Annotated in this window: 25 protein-coding genes; 17 read left to right on the top strand and 8 right to left on the bottom strand. The window is 59.4% G+C overall.

Annotated features, from left to right (window positions below; all coding sequences use genetic code 11):
* Window positions 1–63: 63 nt before the first annotated feature.
* The 10 genes from hfq to PHW99_RS00810 all read left to right on the top strand — a co-directional run bounded on the left by hfq (window position 64) and on the right by PHW99_RS00810 (window position 8727).
* Window positions 64–312: an RNA chaperone Hfq gene (hfq, locus tag PHW99_RS00855; RefSeq protein WP_300172780.1), complete on the top strand. Its 249-nt coding sequence runs from the start codon at window positions 64–66 to the stop codon at window positions 310–312.
* A gap of 1 nt (window position 313) precedes the next feature.
* Window positions 314–1465, top strand: coding sequence for a GTPase HflX (hflX, locus tag PHW99_RS00850; protein WP_300172778.1), 1152 nt, complete (start codon window positions 314–316; stop codon window positions 1463–1465).
* A 39-nt stretch (window positions 1466–1504) separates the two neighbouring features.
* Window positions 1505–2914, top strand: a complete 1410-nt coding sequence (gene hflK, locus PHW99_RS00845) for an FtsH protease activity modulator HflK (RefSeq protein ID WP_300172776.1) — start codon at window positions 1505–1507, stop codon at window positions 2912–2914.
* A gap of 10 nt (window positions 2915–2924) precedes the next feature.
* On the top strand, window positions 2925–3830 hold the full coding sequence (gene hflC, locus PHW99_RS00840; protein ID WP_300172775.1) for a protease modulator HflC: 906 nt from the start codon (window positions 2925–2927) through the stop codon (window positions 3828–3830).
* A 14-nt stretch (window positions 3831–3844) separates the two neighbouring features.
* Complete coding sequence (locus PHW99_RS00835; RefSeq protein WP_300172867.1) at window positions 3845–4033, top strand: DUF2065 domain-containing protein; 189 nt, start codon at window positions 3845–3847, stop codon at window positions 4031–4033.
* A gap of 57 nt (window positions 4034–4090) precedes the next feature.
* Window positions 4091–5239, top strand: a complete 1149-nt coding sequence (locus tag PHW99_RS00830; RefSeq protein WP_300172773.1) for an ATP phosphoribosyltransferase regulatory subunit — start codon at window positions 4091–4093, stop codon at window positions 5237–5239.
* 19 nt (window positions 5240–5258) lie between these two features.
* Entirely contained in the window at window positions 5259–6635 is a 1377-nt protein-coding gene (locus PHW99_RS00825) for an adenylosuccinate synthase (protein ID WP_300172771.1), read from the top strand.
* A 95-nt stretch (window positions 6636–6730) separates the two neighbouring features.
* A complete protein-coding gene (locus PHW99_RS00820; protein WP_300172769.1) occupies window positions 6731–7255 on the top strand; it encodes a phosphoribosyltransferase in 525 nt (174 codons plus the stop codon).
* Window positions 7256–7308: 53 nt separating this feature from the next.
* Window positions 7309–8514: a PLP-dependent transferase gene (locus tag PHW99_RS00815; RefSeq protein WP_300172767.1), complete on the top strand. Its 1206-nt coding sequence runs from the start codon at window positions 7309–7311 to the stop codon at window positions 8512–8514.
* A 42-nt stretch (window positions 8515–8556) separates the two neighbouring features.
* Complete coding sequence (locus tag PHW99_RS00810) at window positions 8557–8727, top strand: hypothetical protein (RefSeq protein ID WP_300172765.1); 171 nt, start codon at window positions 8557–8559, stop codon at window positions 8725–8727.
* Between the two features lie 16 nt (window positions 8728–8743).
* Here PHW99_RS00810 and mnmH read toward each other — a convergent pair whose 3' ends face one another.
* Together mnmH and PHW99_RS00800 are read right to left on the bottom strand one after the other, a co-directional pair.
* A complete protein-coding gene (gene mnmH / locus PHW99_RS00805) occupies window positions 8744–9808 on the bottom strand; it encodes a tRNA 2-selenouridine(34) synthase MnmH (RefSeq protein ID WP_300172762.1) in 1065 nt (354 codons plus the stop codon).
* Entirely contained in the window at window positions 9808–10461 is a 654-nt protein-coding gene (locus PHW99_RS00800; RefSeq protein WP_300172760.1) for an arylesterase, read from the bottom strand. The genes mnmH and PHW99_RS00800 overlap by 1 nt, the downstream gene beginning before the upstream one ends.
* Before the next feature lie 25 nt (window positions 10462–10486).
* On the opposite strand from PHW99_RS00800, the gene PHW99_RS00795 reads away from it, so the two are divergent.
* Entirely contained in the window at window positions 10487–11173 is a 687-nt protein-coding gene (locus PHW99_RS00795; RefSeq protein WP_300172758.1) for an ABC transporter ATP-binding protein, read from the top strand.
* A gap of 12 nt (window positions 11174–11185) precedes the next feature.
* On the opposite strand, the gene PHW99_RS00790 is transcribed toward PHW99_RS00795, so the two are convergent.
* Entirely contained in the window at window positions 11186–12307 is a 1122-nt protein-coding gene (locus PHW99_RS00790) for a sensor domain-containing diguanylate cyclase (protein WP_300172756.1), read from the bottom strand.
* A 177-nt stretch (window positions 12308–12484) separates the two neighbouring features.
* Window positions 12485–13414: a folate-binding protein gene (locus PHW99_RS00785; protein ID WP_300172754.1), complete on the bottom strand. Its 930-nt coding sequence runs from the start codon at window positions 13412–13414 to the stop codon at window positions 12485–12487.
* A gap of 71 nt (window positions 13415–13485) precedes the next feature.
* Here PHW99_RS00785 and mltG point away from each other — a divergent pair, with 71 nt between their 5' ends.
* Genes mltG through PHW99_RS00755 form a run of 6 tightly spaced genes read left to right on the top strand, consistent with a single transcriptional unit; the run spans window position 13486 to window position 17978 of the window.
* Complete coding sequence (mltG, locus tag PHW99_RS00780) at window positions 13486–14445, top strand: endolytic transglycosylase MltG (protein WP_300172865.1); 960 nt, start codon at window positions 13486–13488, stop codon at window positions 14443–14445.
* Window positions 14446–14462: 17 nt separating this feature from the next.
* Complete coding sequence (gene tmk, locus PHW99_RS00775) at window positions 14463–15110, top strand: dTMP kinase (RefSeq protein WP_300172863.1); 648 nt, start codon at window positions 14463–14465, stop codon at window positions 15108–15110.
* The gene (locus PHW99_RS00770; protein ID WP_300172752.1) at window positions 15107–16102 is read left to right on the top strand and encodes a DNA polymerase III subunit delta'; all 996 of its coding nucleotides are present in this window, start codon (window positions 15107–15109) and stop codon (window positions 16100–16102) included. Before tmk ends, PHW99_RS00770 begins: the two co-directional genes overlap by 4 nt.
* Window positions 16099–16485 (top strand): PilZ domain-containing protein, encoded by a 387-nt coding sequence (locus PHW99_RS00765; RefSeq protein ID WP_300172750.1) that lies wholly within the window; start codon window positions 16099–16101, stop codon window positions 16483–16485. The genes PHW99_RS00770 and PHW99_RS00765 overlap by 4 nt, the downstream gene beginning before the upstream one ends.
* 18 nt (window positions 16486–16503) lie before the next feature.
* Window positions 16504–17301 (top strand): TatD family hydrolase, encoded by a 798-nt coding sequence (locus PHW99_RS00760; RefSeq protein WP_300172748.1) that lies wholly within the window; start codon window positions 16504–16506, stop codon window positions 17299–17301.
* Window positions 17298–17978 (top strand): ankyrin repeat domain-containing protein, encoded by a 681-nt coding sequence (locus tag PHW99_RS00755; protein WP_300172746.1) that lies wholly within the window; start codon window positions 17298–17300, stop codon window positions 17976–17978. The genes PHW99_RS00760 and PHW99_RS00755 overlap by 4 nt, the downstream gene beginning before the upstream one ends.
* 149 nt (window positions 17979–18127) lie before the next feature.
* Here PHW99_RS00755 and PHW99_RS00750 read toward each other — a convergent pair whose 3' ends face one another.
* The 4 genes from PHW99_RS00750 to guaA all read right to left on the bottom strand — a co-directional run bounded on the left by PHW99_RS00750 (window position 18128) and on the right by guaA (window position 23077).
* Window positions 18128–19039 carry an adenylate/guanylate cyclase domain-containing protein gene (locus PHW99_RS00750; RefSeq protein ID WP_300172744.1) on the bottom strand — a complete coding sequence of 304 codons (912 nt, stop codon included), beginning with the start codon at window positions 19037–19039 and terminating at the stop codon, window positions 18128–18130.
* Window positions 19040–19092: 53 nt separating this feature from the next.
* Window positions 19093–20094, bottom strand: coding sequence for an LD-carboxypeptidase (locus tag PHW99_RS00745; RefSeq protein WP_300172742.1), 1002 nt, complete (start codon window positions 20092–20094; stop codon window positions 19093–19095).
* Window positions 20091–21167, bottom strand: a complete 1077-nt coding sequence (tadA, locus tag PHW99_RS00740; RefSeq protein ID WP_300172740.1) for a tRNA adenosine(34) deaminase TadA — start codon at window positions 21165–21167, stop codon at window positions 20091–20093. The genes PHW99_RS00745 and tadA overlap by 4 nt, the downstream gene beginning before the upstream one ends.
* 293 nt (window positions 21168–21460) lie before the next feature.
* Window positions 21461–23077 carry a glutamine-hydrolyzing GMP synthase gene (gene guaA / locus PHW99_RS00730; protein WP_300172736.1) on the bottom strand — a complete coding sequence of 539 codons (1617 nt, stop codon included), beginning with the start codon at window positions 23075–23077 and terminating at the stop codon, window positions 21461–21463.
* Window positions 23078–23090: the final 13 nt, after the last annotated feature.

Here is a 23090-nt window from a genome sequence, read left to right as displayed (position 1 = left end):
TAATGTGGCACATGTCTGTGGTATCGTGGCCGCTTCGTCAATTATCCGAACACGGAGAATATCGTGAGTAACAAAGGCCAACTCTTACAGGATCCATTTCTCAATACACTGCGTCGAGAGCATGTGCCTGTCTCCATCTATCTCGTTAACGGGATCAAGCTTCAAGGCCAAATCGAGTCCTTTGATCAGTATGTGGTGTTGTTGCGTAATACCGTCACCCAGATGGTTTACAAACATGCCATTTCGACCATTGTGCCGGGACGTGCCGTGAATTTCTCCGCAACAGAGGGTGACCAGCCTGCCGCCGCCTGAATTGAACAAAGCCCCCACTTTGCTGGTGGGGGTTGACTTTGGACTTCCCCACTTTGATGCCGAGCTCGAAGAGCTCGGTTTGCTGGCTGAAACGGCGGGGCTGAAACCTGTAGCGCGAGTCACTTGCAAGCGCCGGGCACCTGACGCTGCCTTGTTCATTGGCAGTGGTAAAGCTGACGAAATCAAGTTGCTTGCGGAACAGATGGGTGTGCAGGAAATTTTGTTTGATCAAAGCCTCAGCCCGGCACAACAGCGTAACCTGGAACGTCATCTGGGCTTGCCGGTCAATGACCGCACCTTGCTGATTCTTGAAATTTTTGCCCAGCGCGCCCGCAGTCATGAGGGCAAGCTTCAAGTTGAACTGGCGCGGCTGCAATACCTGAGTACCCGGCTGGTGCGCCGTTGGTCGCACCTGGAGCGGCAAAGCGGCGGCATCGGCATGCGTGGTGGTCCTGGTGAAACTCAGATTGAACTTGACCGCCGGATGATTGGTGACAACATCAAGCGCATCAAAGAACGCTTGAGCAAAGTCAAGCGCCAGCGAAACACCCAGCGCCGCCAGCGTGACCGCCGAGAGGCTTTCAGCATCTCGCTAGTGGGATATACCAACGCGGGCAAGTCCACCCTGTTCAACGCATTGGTCAAAGCGCGGGCCTATGCAGCAGATCAATTGTTCGCCACACTGGACACCACCACCCGTCAACTTTATTTGGGTGATATCGGCCGCCTGATTTCCCTGTCTGACACGGTTGGCTTCATTCGTGATCTGCCGCATGGCTTGATTGATGCATTTCAAGCCACCCTACAGGAGGCCGTGGACGCTGACTTGCTGCTGCATGTGGTCGATTTTTCCAGTGAAAATCACCTGAACCAAATCGCCGAGGTGCAGCGGGTACTCAAGGAAATTGGTGCCGGTGATATCCCACAAGTATTGGTATTCAATAAACTTGATGCTGTCGCGGCAGAATGTCGACCAACCGTCATGCAAGATAGCTACGAGCTTGATGGCAAACCGACACCACGGGTTTTTTTGAGCGCCAAAGACGGTGAAGGCCTGGTTGTGCTGCGTCAGCTTCTGGCGGATGCAGTCATGACCCGTTACCCAACTTCAGTGGCAACCCATTTCCCTGAAAGCCATGAGGCTGACACCTGATTCGGCACAATCGCCATCTGTTAGACAAGAGCTGATCCGATGAAACTTCAATTACCTACCTTTAGTCTGGCACTTCTGCCGCAGCGCCTGAGAGGGATGTTCAACCTCAACGACCCTCGCTGGGGTCGCGGCGACGACAAGCCAGCCGACAACACCGGTGGTGATGCCGAGCGTCCGTCAGGCAACGGCGCTGAGCCGCCGCGTGGCAACGAAGATCGCCGGCCCCGAGGTGGCGCCAACCAGGGGCCTCCAGATCTGGACGAACTCTGGCGTGATTTCAATCGCAAGCTCGGTGGTCTTTTCGGTAATGTGAAACCGACAGGCCGCGGTACGCCACCGGGGGGCGACGCTGGCGGTGGTGGCAACGGGAGTTCGGGCGGCTTTCAACCCGACATGAAAAATGCCGGCATCGGGGCGGGTTTGATTGTTGGCGTGGCGGCCCTGATCTGGCTGGGAACCGGCTTTTTCATCGTTCAGGAAGGTCAGCAGGCTGTCATCACCCAGTTTGGCAAATACAACTCCACCGTGGGTGCTGGCTTCAACTGGCGCCTGCCGTACCCGATTCAACGTCATGAGCTGGTGTTCGTGACACAAATCCGTTCCAAGGATGTCGGGCGTGACACCATCATCAAGGCTACGGGCCTGCGTGAATCCGCCATGCTGACTGAAGACGAAAACATTGTCGAAATCAAATTCGCGGTGCAATACCGTCTCAATGACGCCAGGGCCTTTTTGTTTGAGAGCCGTAACCCGGAAGAAGCCGTGGTGCAGGCCGCTGAAACTGCCGTGCGCGAGGTGGTTGGCAAGATGCGCATGGACAGCGCCTTGTCTGAGGAACGTGACCAGATCGCCCCCCGTGTGCGGGCCCTGACGCAAAAAATTCTTGACCGTTACAAGGTAGGCATTGAAGTGGTGGGGATCAACCTGCAGCAGGGCGGTGTTCGGCCACCGGAACAGGTGCAGGCGGCTTTTGACGACGTGCTTAAGGCTGGTCAGGAGCGTGAACGGGCCAAAAACGAAGCCCAAGCCTACGCCAATGACGTGATACCGCGTGCCGTTGGTGCTGCTTCACGTTTGAAAGAAGAAGCAGACGCTTACAAGGCACGTATCGTCGCCCAGGCACAAGGTGATTCGCAGCGCTTCAAGTCAGTGCTGGCAGAGTACCAAAAGGCACCGCAGGTGACGCGTGATCGCATGTACATCGACACCATGCAGCAAATCTACAGCAATGTGACCAAGGTCATGGTGGACTCCAAACAGGGGTCCAATTTGCTCTACCTGCCGCTGGACAAAATCATTCAAATGACAGGGCAGTCGTCCCAGGACACCCCCGCCGCCGCCACACCAGTGCCAGCAGTCCCACCGGGCAGTCCGGCCACTGACGCCGCTGCGACTGTCGATGCCCGTGCCCGAGATGCCGCGCGCGCTCGCACCCGCGAAACCCGCTAGGAGCCACCCCATGAATCGCTTAGGTTTTATTTTTTCGAGTTTGCTGGTGGTACTGGCGTTGGCCAGCTCCACACTGTTTGTAGTGGATCAGCGGCAGTTTGGCGTGGTCTTTGCCTTGGGGCAGATCAAGGAAGTCATCACCGAACCAGGCCTGAACTTCAAGTTGCCACCGCCATTCCAGAATGTGTCTTACATTGACAAACGCCTGTTGACCCTCGACAGTTCCGACAACGAACCGGTGCTGACCGCCGAAAAGCAGCGGGTGGTGATTGACTGGTATGTGCGCTGGCGCATTTCCGAACCCTCCGAATACATTCGCAATGTCGGCACCACCGAAGCAGCGGGTGCCAGCCAGCTTAACCGCGTGGTACGTAATGCCTTTCAGGAAGAAATCAACAAACGCACGGTGAAGGAACTGCTCTCGGCCAAACGCGAAGCCTTGATGGAGGACGTCAAGAAGGAAGTGCTCAGCCAGGTTCGTGGCGCCAAACCTTGGGGTGTGGATGTGATTGACGTGCGCATCACCCGGGTGGACTATGTGGATGCCATCACCGAGTCGGTCTACCGCCGGATGGAAGCCGAACGCAAGCGTGTGGCCAATGAGTTGCGCTCCACTGGTGCAGCCGAAGGCGAAAAAATCCGCGCCGACGCTGATCGCCAACGCGAAGTGACCGTGGCCAATGCCTACCGTGACGCCCAGAAGATCAAGGGGGAGGGTGATGCCGAAGCGGCCCGCACCTACGCGGAGGCTTTTGGCCGTGACCCGCAGTTTGCCCAGTTCTACCGTAGTCTGGATGCCTACAAGGCCACTTTCGCCAAGAAGAGCGACGTCATGGTGGTTGACCCAAGCAGTTCCGACTTCTTCAAGGTCCTGCGTGGCAATACCCCGCCAGCAACCACTGGTGGCAAAAAATAGCCATGCAAGAGGGGTTGAACAGTACCACTTTCTGGCTGGCCATGGCACTGGTGCTGCTCATTGAGGGCTTCATGCCTTTCGTGTCACCAGCGACCTGGCGCAGGACCTTTTTGCAGATTTTGCAACTTGACGATGGCCAGTTGCGTTTTTTCGGCCTGTGCAGCTTGCTTCTGGGGGTTCTGCTGATTTGGTGGCTGGTTTGACAAAATCCGCCGCTTTCGCCCGGTAAAATCCGGGTTTTAACAGCCTCCCACAATCACATGTCTGCTTGGGTCCTGCCGGATCACATTGCCGATGTCTTGCCGTCTGAAGCCCGGCACATCGAAGAATTACGTCGAGACCTGCTGGATACGGCGCGTTGTTATGGCTATGAACTGGTCATGCCACCGCTGTTGGAGCATCTTGAATCCCTGTTGACCGGTGCTGGCGAAGCACTCGATCTGCAAACCTTCAAACTGGTGGATCAGCTCTCTGGCCGCATGATGGGACTGCGCGCCGACAGCACACCGCAGGTGGCGCGAATCGACGCCCACCTGCTCAACCGCAGTGGCGTCACCCGTCTGTGTTACTGCGGTCCGATCCTGCACACCCGGCCTGGCGCCCCCCATGCCACCCGGGAACCCTTGCAGTTTGGTGCTGAAATTTATGGTCATGCCGGCCTGGAAGCCGATATCGAGGTGTTGACCCTGGCGCTGGACTGTCTGCGGGCTGCCCATGTGCAGGCGCCCAGTGTGGATCTGGCCGATGCCCGCCTCGTCAAAGCCATGCTGTCGGGGGTGTCCCTGAGTGCAGCCCAACTGGCAGCGCTTTACGCCGCCCTCGCTGCCAAGGACAGCCCTGAACTGGCCACGCTCACCCATGAGTTGCCAGCACAGGTGCGTCAGGGCCTGCTGACACTGGTTCAGCTGTATGGCGATGCCACCGTGTTACAAGAGGCAGAAAAAGTCTTGCCACCCATTGCGGGTGTGCATGAGGCACTGCAAAACCTGAAGCAGCTCGCGGCGCATTTGACCGGTGTCCAGGTGACCTTTGACCTGGCTGACCTCCAAGGGTATGCCTATTACACGGGGGCGCGTTTTGCCATGTATGCGCCCGGTGGCAACGGCGCCCTGGTCCGCGGTGGCCGCTACGATCAGGTTGGAGCGGTCTTTGGCCGCAATCGCCCCGCCGCCGGCTTCAGCCTGGATCTGAAGACGCTGGTCGGTGCGGTGAACCCGGCGCCGCTGCAAGCCGCCATTCGTGCCCCCTGGCGTGATGAACCCGCGCTGGCCGCAGCCATTGCGGCCTTGCGCTCACGCGGTGAAGTTGTGGTGTGCGTGTTGCCAGGACATGAAAGTGAAGTTGATGAATTCCATTGCGACCGCGAGCTGCTCAATGTAGCCGGACAATGGGTTGTGCAAGCCATCTGAGACAGAGAAACGAAACAAAATGACTGCTATCAAAGGACGTAATGTGGTTGTCGTCGGTACCCAGTGGGGCGACGAAGGCAAGGGCAAGCTGGTGGACTGGCTTACCGAGAGCGCCCAGGGTGTGGTGCGTTTCCAGGGCGGCCACAATGCCGGCCATACCCTGGTCATCAACGGCGTCAAAACCGCCTTGCATCTGATTCCCAGCGGCATCATGCGCCCGGGCGTCAAGTGTTACATCGGCAACGGTGTGGTGCTGTCGGCCGCCAAACTGTTCGAGGAAATTGAAGGCCTGGAAAAAGTGGGGGTCGAGTTGCGTTCGCGCCTGCGCATCAGCGAAGCCTGCCCGCTGATCCTGCCATTCCATGCGGCCTTGGACGTGGCCCGTGAAGCAGCCCGGGAGCAGGGCGGCAGCGAGAAGATTGGCACCACCGGTCGCGGCATCGGTCCGGCTTATGAGGACAAGATTGCACGTCGTGCCCTGCGGGTACAGGACCTGAAATACCCCGAGCGTTTTGCCACCAAGCTGCGTGAACTGTTGGACTTGCACAACCATGTGCTGACCACCTACCTCGGGTCCCGCGCGTTCAACTTCGGTCCGACACTGGCACCCTACATGAAAGACGGGCAAGTGCAATTCCAGGCCGTGTATGACGAAGCCATGCGCCATGCCGAATTGCTCAAACCCATGATGGCGGACGTCTCGCGCGAGCTCAATGACGCCCACCTGCGTGGTGAAAACCTGCTGTTCGAAGGCGCCCAGGGCACGCTGCTCGATGTGGACCACGGCACCTATCCGTTTGTCACTTCCAGCAATTGTGTGGCCGGCAACGCCGCTGCAGGTTCTGGTGTCGGTCCAGGCTTGTTGCACTATGTGCTGGGCATCACCAAGGCCTACTGCACCCGCGTTGGCGGTGGACCGTTCCCGACCGAGCTGGAATGGGAGAAGGAAGGGACAGCCGGCTACCACATGAGCACCGTGGGTGCCGAAAAAGGCGTGACCACCGGACGCAGCCGCCGTTGCGGCTGGTTTGATGCGGCCTTGCTCAAGCGTTCGGCCCAGGTGAATGGCCTGACCGGCCTGTGTATCACCAAACTCGACGTGCTCGACGGCCTCGAAGAACTGCAACTGTGCACCGGCTACGAACTCGACGGTGAATTCACCGACATTTTGCCGATGGGGGCAGATGACATTGCCCGCTGCAAACCGGTGTATGAAACGATTCCCGGCTGGAGCGACAGCACCGTGGGTGTGACGCAATACGACAAGTTACCCACCAACGCCCGCCTGTATCTGCAGCGTATCGAGCAGGTCACTGGCGTGCCGATTCACATCGTGTCCACCAGCCCGGACCGGGCTCACACCATCATGATGCGTCATCCTTTTCTGGCTGATTGAACCGGTCACCCTGCGGGTCAACCGGTTTATATAAAAAATAGGCCTCTAGCCCACGTATTCATTGCCTTATTAGCTATATTTTCAGGAGTAAATTCATGTTGACTGAAGACGGCAAACACCTGTACGTCAGTTATGACGAATACCACAACCTGATCGAAAAACTGGCCATCAAGGTCCATCAATCCGGCTGGCAGTTCGACACCATCCTGTGCCTGGCACGGGGTGGCATGCGCCCGGGCGACATCCTGTCGCGCGTATTTGACAAGCCATTGGCCATCATGTCCACCAGCTCCTACCGCTCGGAAGCAGGCACGGTGCAGGGGCAGTTGGACATTGCCCACTACATCACCACCCCCAAGGGACAGATCGCCGGAAAAGTCCTGCTGGTGGACGATCTGGCCGATTCCGGCCACACGCTCAATGCCGTCATCGCGCAGTTGAAGAGCAACTACAAACCGATCACCGAACTGCGCAGTGCCGTGATCTGGACCAAGGCGATCTCGACTTTTGCGGCTGACTACTGTGTGGAATACCTGCCCACCAACCCCTGGATTCATCAGCCGTTCGAGAGCTACGACAGCCTGCGCCCCGAACAACTGATCCAGAAGTGGAGCGTTTGACAGCCGCCGTGTGATTGCCGCCCATTCCTTTCGTTTGTGAGCCCCATTGCACCATGTCCGCTTCCAGCACCGACCTGATCCATCACCCTTACACACCGCCGGCAGGTTTTGCCGCACCGCAGCCAGGTGTGTTCAAGGCCTCGACCGTGTTTTTCCCCAGCGTGGCTGCCATGCGCCATTTTGACTGGAAAGACAAAAGCGCCTACACCTACGGTCTGCACGGTACCCCCACCACCTACACGCTCGAAGAACGCCTGTGCACCCTGGAAGGCGGTGCCCAGTGCCTGCTGGTACCCAGCGGGCTGGCGGCGATTGCCACGGTGGCGCTGGCCTTGCTCCAAAGCGGTGACGAGGTGCTGATTCCCGACAACGCCTACGGCCCCAGCAAGGCGCTGGCCGAAGGCGAACTGGCGCACTGGGGCATCAGTCATCGGTTTTATGACCCGCTGGCTCCGCAGGATCTGGCCGCCAAGATCAGTCCCCGGACCCGTCTGATCTGGCTGGAGGCCGCCGGGTCGGTCACCCTTGAGTTCCCCGACCTGCTGGAGCAGGTGCGTATTTGCAAGGCCGCTGGCATTTTGTGTGCGCTGGACAACACCTGGGGCGCAGGACTGGCGTTCACACCGTTTGACCTGCAACCCGGCGCCAGCCCGGCACTGGCGGTGGACATCTCGGTGCACGCGCTGACCAAATACCCCAGCGGCGGCGGTGACGTGTTGATGGGCAGCATCATCACCACCGATGAGCGTCTGCACATGAAGCTCAAGCTGTGCCACATGCGGCTGGGCCTGGGGGTCGCCGCCAACGATGCCGAGGCCGTGCTGCGTGGTCTGCCCAGCCTGCCGTTGCGTTATCGCAGCCACGATGAAGCCACCCGCGCCCTGGCCCGGTGGAGCCTGACCCGCCCCGAGTTTGCCCAGGTGCTGCACCCGGCATTGCCTACATCACCCGGGCACGACCACTGGCGTGCCCTGTGCCAAAACACGCCAGGCGGGGCTGCCGGCCTGTTCAGTGTCATCTTCAAGCCCGACTACAGCCAGGCCCAGGTGGATACCTTTTGTGATGCCCTGAAACTCTTCAAGATTGGTTACAGCTGGGGTGGCCCCGTTAGCCTGGTGGTGCCTTACGAGTTGGCCGGCATGCGCCAAGGCTGGCCAGCCCATTTGCAGCCAGGCACCCTGGTACGTTTTTCGATCGGGTTGGAAGCGGTGGCTGACTTGCAGGCTGATCTGGCCCAGGCGCTGCAGTGCCTGGCTTGAGCCAGCAGGTAAAATCGCAGCCTTCAACCTTGAAAGACTACATTGGCAACACCTAATTACGGCTACGAAAAACGTCAAAAAGAACTGGCTAAAAAGAAGAAAAAAGAAGAAAAGCTGAAGGAGAAGGCCCAACGCAAGGCGGGTGAGGGCGCGCCAGTCGAGTCATCGGATCCATCCGGTGCCCAGGTCGACCCTTCAGCCCCGACGGCTTGATGCCGTTGGTATCCACTCAGCCCGCCGCACAGGCCAGTATTTGAGCAGCCAAATCGGCCATAGCCCGCATGGAACGGTCCATGGGTGCTATGGTTTTTGAATCATTGAACTGAACAAAATTGCGCTGCATGGACTGGGAATAGGCCGGGTCGTAATGACTGGTCAACAAGTCCTGCACCACCGGCGCCAAGGCACCGGCACGCGCCTGGGCTTGCCAGCCCTCTACCACCACACGGCCTTTGAGCGCCGTCAGCACCGCCAGGCGGTTGCAGAAATAATCCACATCACGCACCAGATAGTCGTAGTCCTCCATCAACAAGGCTACACGCTCGGCGTCGGACAGCTGTAAATTCAGGCACGGGCTCTGGCGCATGGCCTGCACCAGGGTGGCCGGGACGGACACATTGCCGACCTTCTTGCTTTCACTCTCCACGTACACAGGCCGGCTGTTGTCCAGATGGCGCAACGTGTCCCAGATCAACATGTCAAAGTGTTTCTGACTGGGCTGGGGCAGCCCCGGAATGGCCCCCAGCACCGAACTGCGGTGGTTGGCCAGGGCTTCGAGGTCCAGCACCTGCGCGCCCTGCGCGGCCAGTGCCTGCAGCAAACGGGTTTTGCCGGAGCCCGTCGGGCCGCACACCACCTGGAACTGCAGCGGCAATACCAGACGGTCAATGTCCTGGACCATGGCGGAGCGAAAGGCCTTGTAGCCACCGTCGATCAGGGTCACCCGAAAACCGATCTGGCTCAGGATCAGCGACAGTGCGCCGCTGCGCTGACCGCCGCGCCAGCAATAGGTCAGCGGCTTCCAGTCCTTGGGCTTGTCCATCACCTCGCGCTCGATGTGCGCGGCGATATTGCGCGCCGCCACGGCGGCACCGCGTTTACGGGCCTCAAATGGGTTCACCTGTTTGTACAGGGTACCGATCTCGCGGCGCTCGTCATTGTTGAGCGTGGGCCAGTTCACGGCCTGGGGCAGGTGGTCTTCGGCAAATTCGTCTTCGCTGCGGGCATCGATGATGGTGTCGAAATCGGCCAGCCGGCTCATGGCTTCGGCCGCACTCATAGGGGTCAGACTCATCACAATCCTTTTTTCAACTCGGGCCAGACATTAGCCAAGATCACTGGGTGCGCCGCCTCAAGCGGGTGGATGCGGTCGGCCTGAAACCAGCGGGCGCTGTCAGGCACGTCAGCGATGCCTTTGAGCAGGAACGGCACCAGCGCCGCCTTGCCGGACTTGGCCACATCCACATACATCTGGGCAAAACGCTGGCTGTAGTCGCGCCCATAGTTGGGCGGCATCTGCATGCCCAGCAACAGCACCCTGGCCCCGGCCTTTTGCGCCACCTGTGTCATGGCCATCAGGTTGTCCTGCGTCATCGCCAATGACAGGCCACGCAGCGCATCGTTGCCACCCAGTTCGATCACCACCAGGGTCGGGTGATGTTTTTCCAGCAAGGCTGGTAGGCGGGTGCGTCCACCCGATGTGGTGTCACCGCTGATGCTGGCGTTGACCACCGTGGCTGCGATTTTCTCGGCCTTGAGCTTTTTTTCCAGCAGCGCTACCCAGCCACTGCCGCGCTGCAGGCCATACTCGGCACTCAACGAATCTCCAACGACCAGAATGGTGCCGGGCAGGCGTTTGGCTGCCGCGGTCTGGGCCCGTGCGGGGTGGGCAGGAATCCCCACCGCCGCCAGCGTCGCTGCCAACGCGATACAGTGGCGGCGGTTCATTGTCATCAAATTCAAAGAAACATCCATGTCAGATTGCATTATTTCGGTTGAGCACGTCTTCAAGTCCGTCAGTGACTCCACCGGCACACTCGACATTTTGCGTGATATCGATTTCCGTTTGAGCCAGCGGGAAACCGTCGCCATTGTCGGTGCCTCCGGCTCCGGGAAAAGCACGCTGCTGTCGATCATCGCCGGACTGGATGTCCCCAGTCGCGGCACGGTGCATCTGGCCGGTCAGGACTTGTTTGCCATCGACGAAGATGCCCGTGCCGCACTGCGGGCGCAAAAAATGGGTTTTGTGTTCCAGAGCTTTCAATTGCTGGGCAATCTGACCGCCCTGGAAAACGTGATGCTGCCGCTGGAGCTGGCCAACCGGCGTGATGCCCGCCAGGCTGCCACCGAGATGCTGGCGCGTGTGGGCTTGTCGCAGCGCCTGGGCCACTACCCCAGGGTACTTTCGGGCGGTGAACAGCAGCGGGTGGCGCTGGCACGTGCCTTTGTGGTCCAGCCGGCCGTGCTGCTGGCTGACGAGCCTACCGGCAGCCTGGACTTTGCCACCGGCGAGACGGTGATGGAACTGATGTTTGACCTGAACCGCGAACTGGGCACCACCCTGGTGCTGGTGACCCACGACAAGGCCATTGCGGCACGCTGCCAGCGGCGTATCACCATCGAAGCCGGGCGGATTGCGCCGGAAGAGGACGGTCTTTGAACCGGTCGGCGTTCAGGTCGCCGTCACTTGGACAAACGAGACGACACGATTGCGGCCCTGCTGCTTGGCCTGATACAGCGCGGCGTCTGCATTGCGGATCAGCGCATGGGCGGTAAGAGCATCCGATGGCAATGAGGCCAGGCCAATGGACAGACGCACCGCCATTTGCTGGCCTGAGACCAGAATATTGCTGGCTGCCTGTTTTTTGCGCAGTTCTTCCGCACGTTCCATCGCCACTGCCGGTGTCAGATTGGGCATGAGCAGCAGGAATTCCTCGCCACCGTAGCGGCAGGCAATGTCGCCGGCACGTAACTCATCTGACAGTGTTTTTGCCACCTGCACCAGTACGGCGTCACCCGCCTGGTGACCGTAGGTGTCATTGATGTGTTTGAAATGGTCGATGTCGACCATCATGAGACAAAGCGGGTTCTGTTCCCGTTCACAGCGGGCAATTTCCCGATCCAGGGTGGCATCGAGGTAACGACGATTGAAGAGCCCGGTCAGCGGGTCGCGGTTGACCTGCTCGGTCAACTGTCCCTGCAGAAAGCTGATTTCCGCGATCTGCTTGTGCAGTGCCTGCTCGCTCTGGCGCAGTTTCAATCGCACTTCATGCAATTTGAGTGTGCGTTTGTGCGCACCAAAGGCAAACAGCGTCAGGTAGGTTGACAGGCTCATGATGGCCAGCAAGCTGGTGATCAGGCTGGTATCGGGCTGGAAATGCCAGCCCGTGACAGGGATCGTCAGCAAAACACCCGCCGCCAGCGCTGCTGTCGCCTGCAGCAGCCCCCGGAGACCACGAAATGCCGACAGGTTGATGCAGGTGGAAATCACCAACGGGAAGCTGATCCATAGCGGAAAACCCAGCGCCGAGATCCAGATGCCGAACAGAAACGAATCCAGCAACAGGTTCTGGAGTTCTGCCTGAAGGGGATCACTCGCCAACCGGGTGCGCAGGTAGACCAGATGGGGATAAACAAGAAACTGCAGGACCAGCCAGAACCAGCCCATCACACCATCAGCACGGTCCACCAAGTGGGAGCCCAGCAGCACAAAGGCGAAGACCCACGACACGGTGCGATTGAAGTAGTTCATGCGAACCACCCAGTGCCTGCCGGTCTTCTTTTCAGTCTTCATGTCAACTTGCTGGACGACCAGCGGATGCTGGCGCCAAAAGGCATAACGGTTTTGAATTTGATCTGATCCACCCAAGGGACATTATGCTTGTCTTATTTGACAGGGATCAAAATATCCAAACAACCCGCAGCCTGAGGGCCTGGCCTCGTCCACCAGGGGCCACCATGCCTGGGCGGCTCAAATATCCGCCAGCAAAGGGTAGGGTACGGGTGACAGCGCCAGCTGGGGCCCCGCTACCTGTCCCACACGGACACCACCGGTCTCAAAAGCGCTGATCTGGATCGACACAATGGCATCAAAGCCGCCGTCTGGGGCCGGTGCAGCTTGAGCCACGAGACCACAGGGCTGCCCCTCGTCAGCAGGCAAAAACAGCTCGTCGCCCGCGGTCAGCGCAAGTTCCGCGTGCGCCAAGTAGGCACGCCGCTTCAGTGTGCCGCGAAACTGGCTGCGCGCCACCACTTCCTGCCCCGGATAACAACCTTTTTTGAAATTCACACCACCGACCGACTCGTAATTGAGCATTTGGGGGACAAAGGCTTCGACGATGGGCTGGGTCACGGTGGCAATGCCGCTACGCACCTCGCTCCAGTCCCACAACGCTGGCGGCAAGACATCACCCGCTGGTAGCACGCTGTTCAGCGGTGCCACCCAGAGCGCCCGGGGCACCTCATCTGCCGGATACAGCTGGATCAGGCTGATATCATCAAAATCGGCCTTAGCCCACGTCGAATGGACCTGGATAGCTCCTTTTTTGAAAGCATCCATGGCCGCTGACCCGACCAAGCCATACACGGCAAAGTCGCTGCTGGCATCACTCAGTTTGACCTTGGCACGCATGACAAACATCGACAGACGCTTGAGTGTGGCCGCCAGGATGTCACGGCTGCAGACCAGCAGGAGATCGGTGGGGCTGCGCTTGAAGCCGATGAAACTGGCTTGCAGTCGGCCTTTGGCGGTACAAAAGCCCGCCAGCCGGGCTTCAGTCTGGCCCAGCAGCACAAAATCGTTGGTGAATTGGCTGTGCAGAAATTTGGCGGCTTCCTCGCCCTGTGCACGAATCAGCCCTAAATGTGTCAGCGGGGCGACGCCGTTGAGTTGGTTTTGCATGGCGCCGATTATGATGCGCGGTTGATTTTGTGGAAGGCAACAGGGTTGTGCGGCGATTGATCGGTTTATTGATGGTGGTGGCAGTGGGGCTGGCGGGTTCGGGCTGGTGGTGGGTCCATCAGCGCCTGTCCTTGGCCACACCGGTGGTCGACCTGTCGATTGAACCCGGCACCCCGGTGCGGGGCATTGCCCAGAGTGTGGTGGATGCTGGCGTCCAAACCTCGCCCCAGCTGCTGTACTGGTGGTTTCGCCTGTCTGGCCAGGCCCGCCAGATCAAGGCGGGCAGTTACGAGCTTGAGGGGGAGGTCACGCCGCAGCGCCTGCTGGCCAAACTGGTTCGTGGTGAAGAAGCCTTGCGCGCCGTCACGCTGGTGGAGGGGCTGACCTTTCGGCAGTTTCTTGAAACACTCTCAAAAGCAGAGCAGCTCAAGTCCGATACACGCGGGCTGGAGCCCGATTTGATCATGCAAAAGCTGGGGCGGCCAGGGGTCCCGCCCGAGGGGCATTTTTACCCCGACACCTACACCTACGCCAAAGGCAGCAGCGACTTGGCGGTGCTGGCACGGGCATTGCGCGCGATGGACCGGCATCTGGAGGCGGCCTGGCAGATGCGCCAGAACAACACGCCGCTGAAAACCCCGGAGCAACTGCTGACGCTGGCCAGCATCATCGAAAAGGAAACGGGCCGCGCCAGTGACCGGCCCATGATTGCCGCGGTATTTACCAACCGCTTGCGCCTGGGCATGCTGCTGCAGACCGACCCAACCGTGATTTACGGCATGGGTGAACGTTTTGACGGCAATTTGCGCCGCAGTGACTTGCAGGCCGACACCCCATGGAATACCTATACCCGCGTTGGCCTGCCACCAACGCCCATTGCCATGCCAGGCAAGGCGGCCCTGATGGCCGCCGCCCAGCCAGCGTCCAGCCAGGCGCTGTATTTTGTGGCACGAGGGGACGGCAGCAGTGAATTCAGCAACGACTTGACGGCGCACAATCGTGCTGTCAACAAATACCAGCGCAGGCCATGAACCTGCCTCTGTCCGCCATGGCCACTCCGGGACTTTTCATCAGTTTTGAAGGCATCGACGGTGCCGGCAAATCAACCCATATCGACGCTCTGGCGCGCGCTTTTGAAGCGCAGGGCAGGGCGGTCACCCTGACCCGCGAGCCAGGTGGCACACCTCTGGCCGAGAAATTGCGTGCCCTGGTGCTCAACGACACCATGGATGCCATGACCGAAGCCCTGCTGGTGTTCGCCGCCCGGCGCGACCACTTGCAGCAACTGATCGAGCCAGCGCTGGCCCGTGGCGATGTGGTGCTGTGTGACCGGTTCACCGACGCCACCTTTGCCTACCAGGGCGGCGGGCGCGGATTCGATCTCCATACGCTATCTTTTCTAGAGCAACTTGTGCAGTCAAAACGTGGGCTGGAGGGTTATTTTGTTCGTCAACCCGACCTGACCATCTGGTTTGAATTGGCGCCCGATATTGCCGCCCGGCGTCTGGCGGGTGTGCGGGTGCCTGACAAATTCGAGGCCCAGCCAGCAGCCTTTTTCAGCCGTGTCAGTGAGGGGTATTTACAGCGCCTGCAGACCGACCCGCAGCGATTTGCCCGCATTGCTGCCGCCAATTCGCGTGAAACGGTCTGGCTGGAAGTGCTGCGGGCCGTGCGGCAGAAGGGCTGGTTGACATGACGGCCTCCACCCCACTGGCCCCCTGGCTGGCGGCGCAGGCGCAGACCCTGCTGGCGCAACGCGGCCACGCCTGGCTGCTGGCCGGCCCTTCCGGGCTGGGTCAATATGCGCTGGCCTTGGCCCTGGCCCGTGCCTGGTTATGCGACCAGCCCACGCCGCAGGGCGCCTGTGGCCATTGCGGCAGCTGCCACGCCATTGACGTGCACGCCCACGCCGACCTGTGTGTGCTGATGCCCGAATCGGCGTTGGTGGATCTGGGCTGGCCATTGAGCGAAAAGGCCCAGTCTGAGATCGACAGCAAAAAGCGCAAGATCAGCAAGGAAATCCGGGTCGAGGCCATGCGTGATACCGTGGAATTCGCCCAGCGCACCAGCGCCCGCGGCCGGGGCAAGGTGGTGCTGGTGTTTCCTGCCGAGCGCATGAATGTGTTTACCGCCAACGCCTTGCTCAAAACCCTGGAAGAACCGGCTGGCGACGTGAAATTTGTGCTGGCCACCGAGGCTGCCCACCTGTTGCTGCCCACCATTCGCAGCCGCTGCCTGGGCCACACCATGATCTGGCCTGATCAAAACAGCGCCATGCAGTGGTTACAGTCACAGGGCGTGCCCGCTGCCCAGGCCACGGTGATGTTGCGCGCCGCCGGGGGCCGACCCGCCAATGCCTTGCAATTTGCACCGATCAGCGATTTGTGGCGCCTGTTGCCCAAAGCCGTGCAGCGTGGCGATGTGAGTGTGTTCAAAGACTGGACGCCAGCCCAAACCGTCGATGCCCTGCACAAGCTCTGCCATGATCTGCTGGCCGTCAAGACCGGCGCCGCACCACGGTTTTTTGAGGCTGGTGATTTGCCGCAAGGTGGCAGCTGGCAAAGCCTGACCAGCTGGGCCAAGGCACTGAGCGACACCATGCGCACAGTGGAGCACCCGTTCAACGTCGGGCTGATGCAGGAGGCCTTGGTCAGCCAGGCGCAACAAGCCCTAAACTCACGGCCATGAACAAGCCCAAACACCCACATGAAAGTGGCGCGGCAGCAGGGGTTCCGCGCCCCAGCGTGATCCAGCTGGCCATCAAGGAAAAGTCGGCCCTGTACGCCGCCTACATCCCGATTTTTGCCGATGGTGGCCTGTTCATCCCGACCACCCGCGAATACAGCCTGGGTGAATCGGTTTACGTGCTGATTTCCCTGCCCGATGACCCACAACGTTACCCGGTGGCCGGCAAGGTGGCCTGGGTGACCCCTGCCAAAGCCATGGGCAACCGCACCCAGGGGGTGGGTATCCAGTTCCCCAGGGACGAAAAATCCCAGGCGCTCAAGCTCAAGATCGAAGACATCCTGGGCTCACATCTGGCCTCGGACCGGGCCACCCAGACGATTTGACCGGGACCGGCTTGATCCATGTTCACTGATTCACACTGCCACCTGAATTTCCCGGAACTGATTTCGGATTTGCCCACCATCCTGGATGCCATGCAGGCGGCCCGTGTCGGGCGGGCGTTGTGCATCAGCACCACGCTGGAAGAATTTGGCGCCGTGCACCAGCTGGCGCTGGCCCATGAGAATCTGTGGGCCACCGTCGGGGTCCATCCGGACAGCGAAGGTGTTCAGGAGCCGACTTTGGCAGAGCTGCTCAAGCTGGGCAGCTTGCCGCGGGTGGTAGGGATTGGCGAAACCGGCCTGGACTATTACCGGCTCAATGGCCGCAGTGTGGCCGACATGCACTGGCAGCGTGAACGTTTTCGCACCCACATCCGGGCCGCCCGCCAGCTGGGCAAACCACTGGTGATCCACACCCGTCAAGCGGCAGCTGATACGCTGCAAATCCTGCGGGAGGAGGGCGAAACGGGTTGCGGCGACAGTGCCGGCGGGGTCTTCCACTGTTTCACCGAAGACCTTGAAGTGGCGCTGGCCGCCCTTGATCTGGGGTTTTACATCTCGTTTTCGGGTATTTTGACCTTCAAAAGTGCGCAAGCCATCCGTGATGTGGCCACCATGGTGCCGCTGGATCGCTTGTTGATCGAAACCGACAGCCCCTACTTGGCTCCGGTGCCGTACCGCGGCAAAACCAACAATCCCTCTTATGTACCGTGGGTGGCGGCCCAATTGGCCCAGCTGCGGGAACTGTCCGTGGAAGAGATCGCACGCATCACCAGCCGTAATTTCGACACCCTGTTCAAAGAGGTTGAGCGCTCATGATTCAGTGGTTTCAAATCATCACAAATTACTTTAAGAAAAGTATTTATCTTATTGTTTTTACAAGTTTTTCAATTGCTCACGCAGGCTCTTACGAGGACTTCTTCCGCGCCATTCAACAAGATGACGGTGGCCAGGTGAGTGCCTTGTTGCAACGAGGATTTGACCCGAATACGCTCGACCCGAGCGGCCTGCACGGCTTGATGCTGGCCACCAAGCTTCAGTCCATGAAAGTTGCCGAGGTCCTTGCCAGGTGGCCCAAAACCACGGTTGAAGTCCGTAACAGTGCCGATGAAAGCCCCCTGATGTTGGCCGCCTTACATGGTGATCTGGCACTGTGCCAGCTGTTGATTCAAAAAAATGCCGACGTCAATAAAACTGGCTGGACCCCGCTGCATTACGCCGCCACCAAGGGACACCTGGAGATCATGAATCTGCTGCTGGAGGAAAACGCCTACATCGATGCCGCGTCACCCAACGGCACCACGCCGCTGATGATGGCAGCGCATTACGGCACACCATCCGCGGTCAAGGCGTTGCTGGAGGCAGGTGCCGACCCGATGCTCAAAAACGTGCAAGGCCTGAGCGCACTGGATTTTGCCAATCGCGGCAACCGTACCGAGTCCGCCGGCATCATTTCAGCCTTTGTCCGGGGCCGTCAGCCCAAAGGAAGTTGGTAAAGCGCCTGCGGACTGATACAACGGCGGCGCATGATTTTGAGCCACGAGGCAAGCAGCATGCGGCTTTGGCGCGGCTTATCTGACTTTCTCCCGGTTCTATTTTAGTAGATACGATGTATATTATGTTAACTATAGTATCGGCACAGAAATCAAAGAACCGAGAAAGAAATCACAGGAGCGCTGAGATCGCTGAACGGAGCACCCAAGGCGATCTCGCCTCGCCCGTGCAAGACACATTCTTCGCGGCGTAACGCCAGATCGGCGCCACCGCCCGAGAACCTGACCCAACTGCCATAGGAGCTGATATCCACCAGAATCACGCTGCCATTGCGCCATTCCACCCGGGCATGCGTGCGGGAAACACGTGCGTCATTCACGACAAAATCAGCCTGGCGGGTACGTCCGATGTGAATCGGCATCTCGAATGCCTTGAAGGTCTTTCTGGATTCCAGCCAGATCAGTTCAATTTGCCCACCAAGCACATCGGCCTCCATCGTTTCGGTTGCTGGCGACAGTGCTGCAGGAACGGTGAAGAATTCGGAGCTGATGTCTTCCTGCCACTCGACCTGATAAACATCACAAGGTTCGATACGGCCTCGAATATGGATCGGTCCAAGAAAACGGAAACGTGCTGACGGCTGAACCCCATCTTCTATGGCTTCGCCATTGACCCAGATCTGATGCGGTCCAGTCAATTCGCTCAGACGCGATGCAATGTTGACGGCGTCGCCATAACAATCATCGTCCACGATTTCGACATCACCACGTACCACACCAATGCGCAGTGGCATATAGGCGCTGGTTGGCATCACTGCCAAGCGCGCCTGGTAAGCGCGCTGCAGATCGACCACGGCCGCGATGGCAGTCGGACTGTCTTTGAAGATGGCCAGCACGCCATCCCCCAAAAATTTGACCACCCGGCCGCCGTGCATTTCAAATTTTTGGGCAACCCACGCTGTCACCTGGGTCACCATCTCGGTCGCTCGTGCGTTGCCCAGGGTCTCAAACACGCCGGTGCTGCCATAAAGGTCAGCAAAAACAACAGTGGATTGGATGCCCATTCTTGAAGTTGTCTCGTATTGAATGGGGTGAGTTTAGCGAATCCCCAAGAGACTCATAGATGACCCCAGGCAATCAGGGCGTCCCGCCCATCCACACTCAAATCGGTTTGGGCTCCCACGGGCAACAAAACTTTGGTTGCGACATGACCATATGGCAAGTTGGTCAGTACCGGCGCCTTGATTTGTTGACGAAGCCACTGCACCACGGTCGCCATCTTGAAGCCACGATCATGGGCAGTCAGACTGTATTCGGTGAATTGCCCCAATAGGACCGCCTTCTGTCGTGCCAGAACGCCTGCATGCAACAGTTGAGACAGCATCCGTTCAATCCGGTAAGGGTGTTCTGCCACATCTTCCAGGTACAAAATACCCCTTTTGATTTCCGGGAAGTACGGCGTTCCCAGGAGTGACGTCAACACCGTCAGATTCCCACCCCATAGTGTGGCGTTTGTCACACTAAACGCGGTCTTAATCGGCGTATCTGGTTGGCTTGATGCTCCTGAATGGATGGCAATTCCAGCACTTTCCTTAAGTTGCCGCCAGCCCGCGCCCTCGCCCTGCCCGCGCAGCAGATCATCAAAACAGGCTTCCATGATGTCATCGGGGACAGGCGCTTCACCGTGACTGTGTCCATCTGCCTTGTCTGGATTACCACCTACGCCAAAGCCTTCACACAGGGCCGGACCCGCCCAGGTGACTGCACCGGTTTTGGCCAGCACTGCATTCTGGAACGCGGTGAAATCACTGATCCCGACAAACAGCATGCCCTGATCAATCGCCTTGGCAATTTTTTTGTAGCGGATCTCCGGCAGGATCCGGGTCAGGCCATAACCACCGCGTGAGATCAGCGCCACATCAGCGCCGCTGTCTGCGGCACGGTGGATGGCGGCCAGCCGGGTGGCATCATCCCCGGCAAAACGCTGGTAACTCGCGAGCGCAGCCTCGTCCACTTCAACGTCATGCCCCAAGGACTGCAGCCTGGCGATGCCTCGTTTGAAAGCGGCTTTGTCCCGCACAGCGCCTGAAGGGGAGTAGATGTAGATGTGTTTTTTCATGCGATGGGTGTTTCTGCTTCGGGCGGTAAAGACTGGATTTTCAGGGAAGAAAAGGCGCGTAGCGCAGCCCGGTGCCCGGCATCCGGGAACGGCGCGGCCAGCGCTTGGGCCGACATCAGGTCAGCCTGCGCTACGATGACCTGGGAGACTCTCATCGGTGCAGCTGCCTGGACTTGCTGCGCCAGTGCCAACATGGTGTCAGACACCATGAAGATCACCTGGTGCAGCTCCAGGTGGGCCAGCCATTCCAGCAAAATCTGCGCGTGCCAAGACAGACTGTGCGCCGACATTTTTTTAGGTTTGTCACTTTTGCCAAATCCGATCAGGTCCGGACAGACCACCCGATGTCCTTGGGCACGGTGTTCTGCCATCAAGCTGCGCCAGCCATAACTCCAGCTCTGCGGCCCGTGCAGGCACACGATGACTTGTGCCGATGCTGCCGCCCCTGTATCCAGGTAATGCAGCCGCAGCCCCGTCAGACTGGGTAAATCATTGACGTAGCAGGACAAGGCAGGGATCTCAGGTAAATCTGCAAACCGGGACTCCGGGGTGCGCAGCGCGTCTTCACGCAACGCCATGCCGGTCCGGGCTCTCTCTTGGCGCTGCTGCCTGCGCTGGCGCTTGAAAAAATTCTGTAACAACTCGGCACAGGCCTGGCCCATCACCCCACCGCGCACTTGCGTCTGGTGATTGAGTTGCGTCAGGCCAAACACATCCAGCACCGAACCAGCAGCACCGGTTTTGGGGTCGGTTGCTCCATACACCACCCGCTTCAAGCGCGCGTGCAGCATGGCGCCAGCGCACATGGTGCAGGGCTCCAGCGTCACATACAGCTCACAGTCGTCCAGTCGATAGTTGCCCAGGTGTTGGGCTGCCGTTCGCAAGGCCACCATTTCGGCATGTGCCGACGGGTCATGGGTGGAAATTGGCGCATTGCGGCCTGTGGCAATCACTCGCCCATGCAACACCACAACCGCCCCCACCGGCACTTCACCTGCAGCGTCCGCCGCCTGCGCCTCGGTCAGGGCCAGGCGCATCCACTGCGCATCCGGCTCCAGCTGTTCGGATGTCACTGGTCAGCAGGCATGGGGCGTGCCTGCATGGCGCCCTCAACGGCCTGTTTGAATTGCTGCTGGAGGTGTTGACTTTGCTGACCCACTGTGCCCGACGTCGGCGTCGTGACTGCCCCCGCCTGCCCTTGTTGGGACGGCGCAGGAACCTGCAAAACAGGCACCGGAGTACGCAACGATTGCAACTGCTGGCGAACCAGCCACCCTGTGACAGCCAACGCCACCAACAAACCAACCAGCCCAAACAAGCCGCGCATCCCTACCCCCTCCGTGTCCGCCGGGCATTCGGCCCTGTATCACTCCCACTCGATCGTCGCCGGTGGCTTGCTGCTCACGTCATAAGTCACGCGGTTGATGCCACGCACTTCGTTGATGATGCGGCTGGAGACTTTCTTCAGCAGGGCGTAAGGCAACTCGGCCCAGTCTGCGGTCATGAAGTCGCTGGTCTGCACGGCGCGCAGGGCCACCACGTAGTCGTAGGTGCGGCCGTCGCCCATCACGCCCACGCTTTTCACCGGCAGGAACACCGTGAAGGCCTGACTGGTCAATTCGTACCAGGTTTTGCCACTGGCTTCATCAACAAAGTTGTTGAGTTCTTCAATAAAGATCGCATCAGCCCGGCGCAGCAGGTCAGCATATTCCTTCTTGATTTCGCCCAAAATCCGCACCCCCAGACCCGGGCCGGGAAACGGATGGCGGTAAACCATGTGGTAGGGCAAGCCCAAGGCAACACCGAGCTCGCGCACCTCGTCCTTGAACAGTTCACGCAGTGGTTCCAGCAGCTTGAGCCCCAGCTGTTCGGGCAGGCCACCCACGTTGTGATGGCTCTTGATGGTGACGGCTTTCTTGTTCTTGGCACCGCCGGACTCGATCACGTCCGGGTAAATGGTCCCCTGGGCCAGCCACTTTGCACCTTTTTTTGTAGCATCCGAAGCAGTTAACTTCTGGGCTTGGGCCTTGAAAACCTCTACAAATTCACGGCCGATGATCTTGCGTTTGGCTTCCGGGTCGTTGACCCCGGCCAGTTGTCCGAGAAACTGATCGGAGGCGTCCACACGAACCACCTTGGCATGCAGCTTGCCCACAAACATGTCCATCACCATGTCGCCTTCGTTCAGGCGCAGCAAACCATGGTCGACGAACACACAGGTCAGCTGGTCACCAATGGCGCGGTGAATCAAGGCTGCCGCCACCGAAGAGTCAACCCCGCCAGACAGGCCCAGAATCACTTCTTCGCTACCCACCTGGGTGCGGATCTGCTCAACAGCTTCGCTGATGTAGTCACCCATGATCCAGTCTGCACGGGTGCCGCAGATATCCAGCACAAAGCGCTCCAGAATCGCCGCACCGCGTTTGGTATGTGTCACTTCCGGGTGGAACTGCACGGCGTAAAAGCGGCGGTCCTCGTCGGCCATGCCGGCAATCGGGCAGCTATCGGTACTGGCCATCAGCTTGAAGCCTGGGGGCAACTCCGTCACCTTGTCGCCGTGGCTCATCCAGACCTGCAGCATGCCGTGGCCCTCCGGCGTGGCAAAGTCCTGAATGCCGTCCAGCAGCGCCGTGTGGCCGTGGGCGCGGACATTGGCGTGGCCAAACTCGCGCTGGTGGCCACTGGTGACCACCCCGCCAAGCTGGTGCGCCATGGTCTGCATGCCGTAGCAGATCCCCAGCACCGGAATACCCAGCTCAAACACCACCTGCGGTGCCTTGTCGGTGGATTCCTCGTACACACTGGCGTGACTGCCTGACAGAATGATGCCGCGCAACTTGCCGTCGCGGGCGTACGCGCGGATCCAGTCTTCCGATACATCACACGAGTGCACCTCGCAAAACACATGGGCCTCGCGGATGCGCCGGGCAATCAGTTGTGTCACCTGGGAGCCAAAGTCAAGAATGAGGATTTTTTGATGCATGTTGGGTCAGCCC

Origin of the sequence: Rhodoferax sp. (genome assembly GCF_028689305.1) — a bacterium.
GTDB lineage: Bacteria > Pseudomonadota > Gammaproteobacteria > Burkholderiales > Burkholderiaceae_C > Rhodoferax.
Note: the sequence above shows the minus strand (reverse complement) of the source record. Positions and strands in the feature narration are given on the sequence as shown.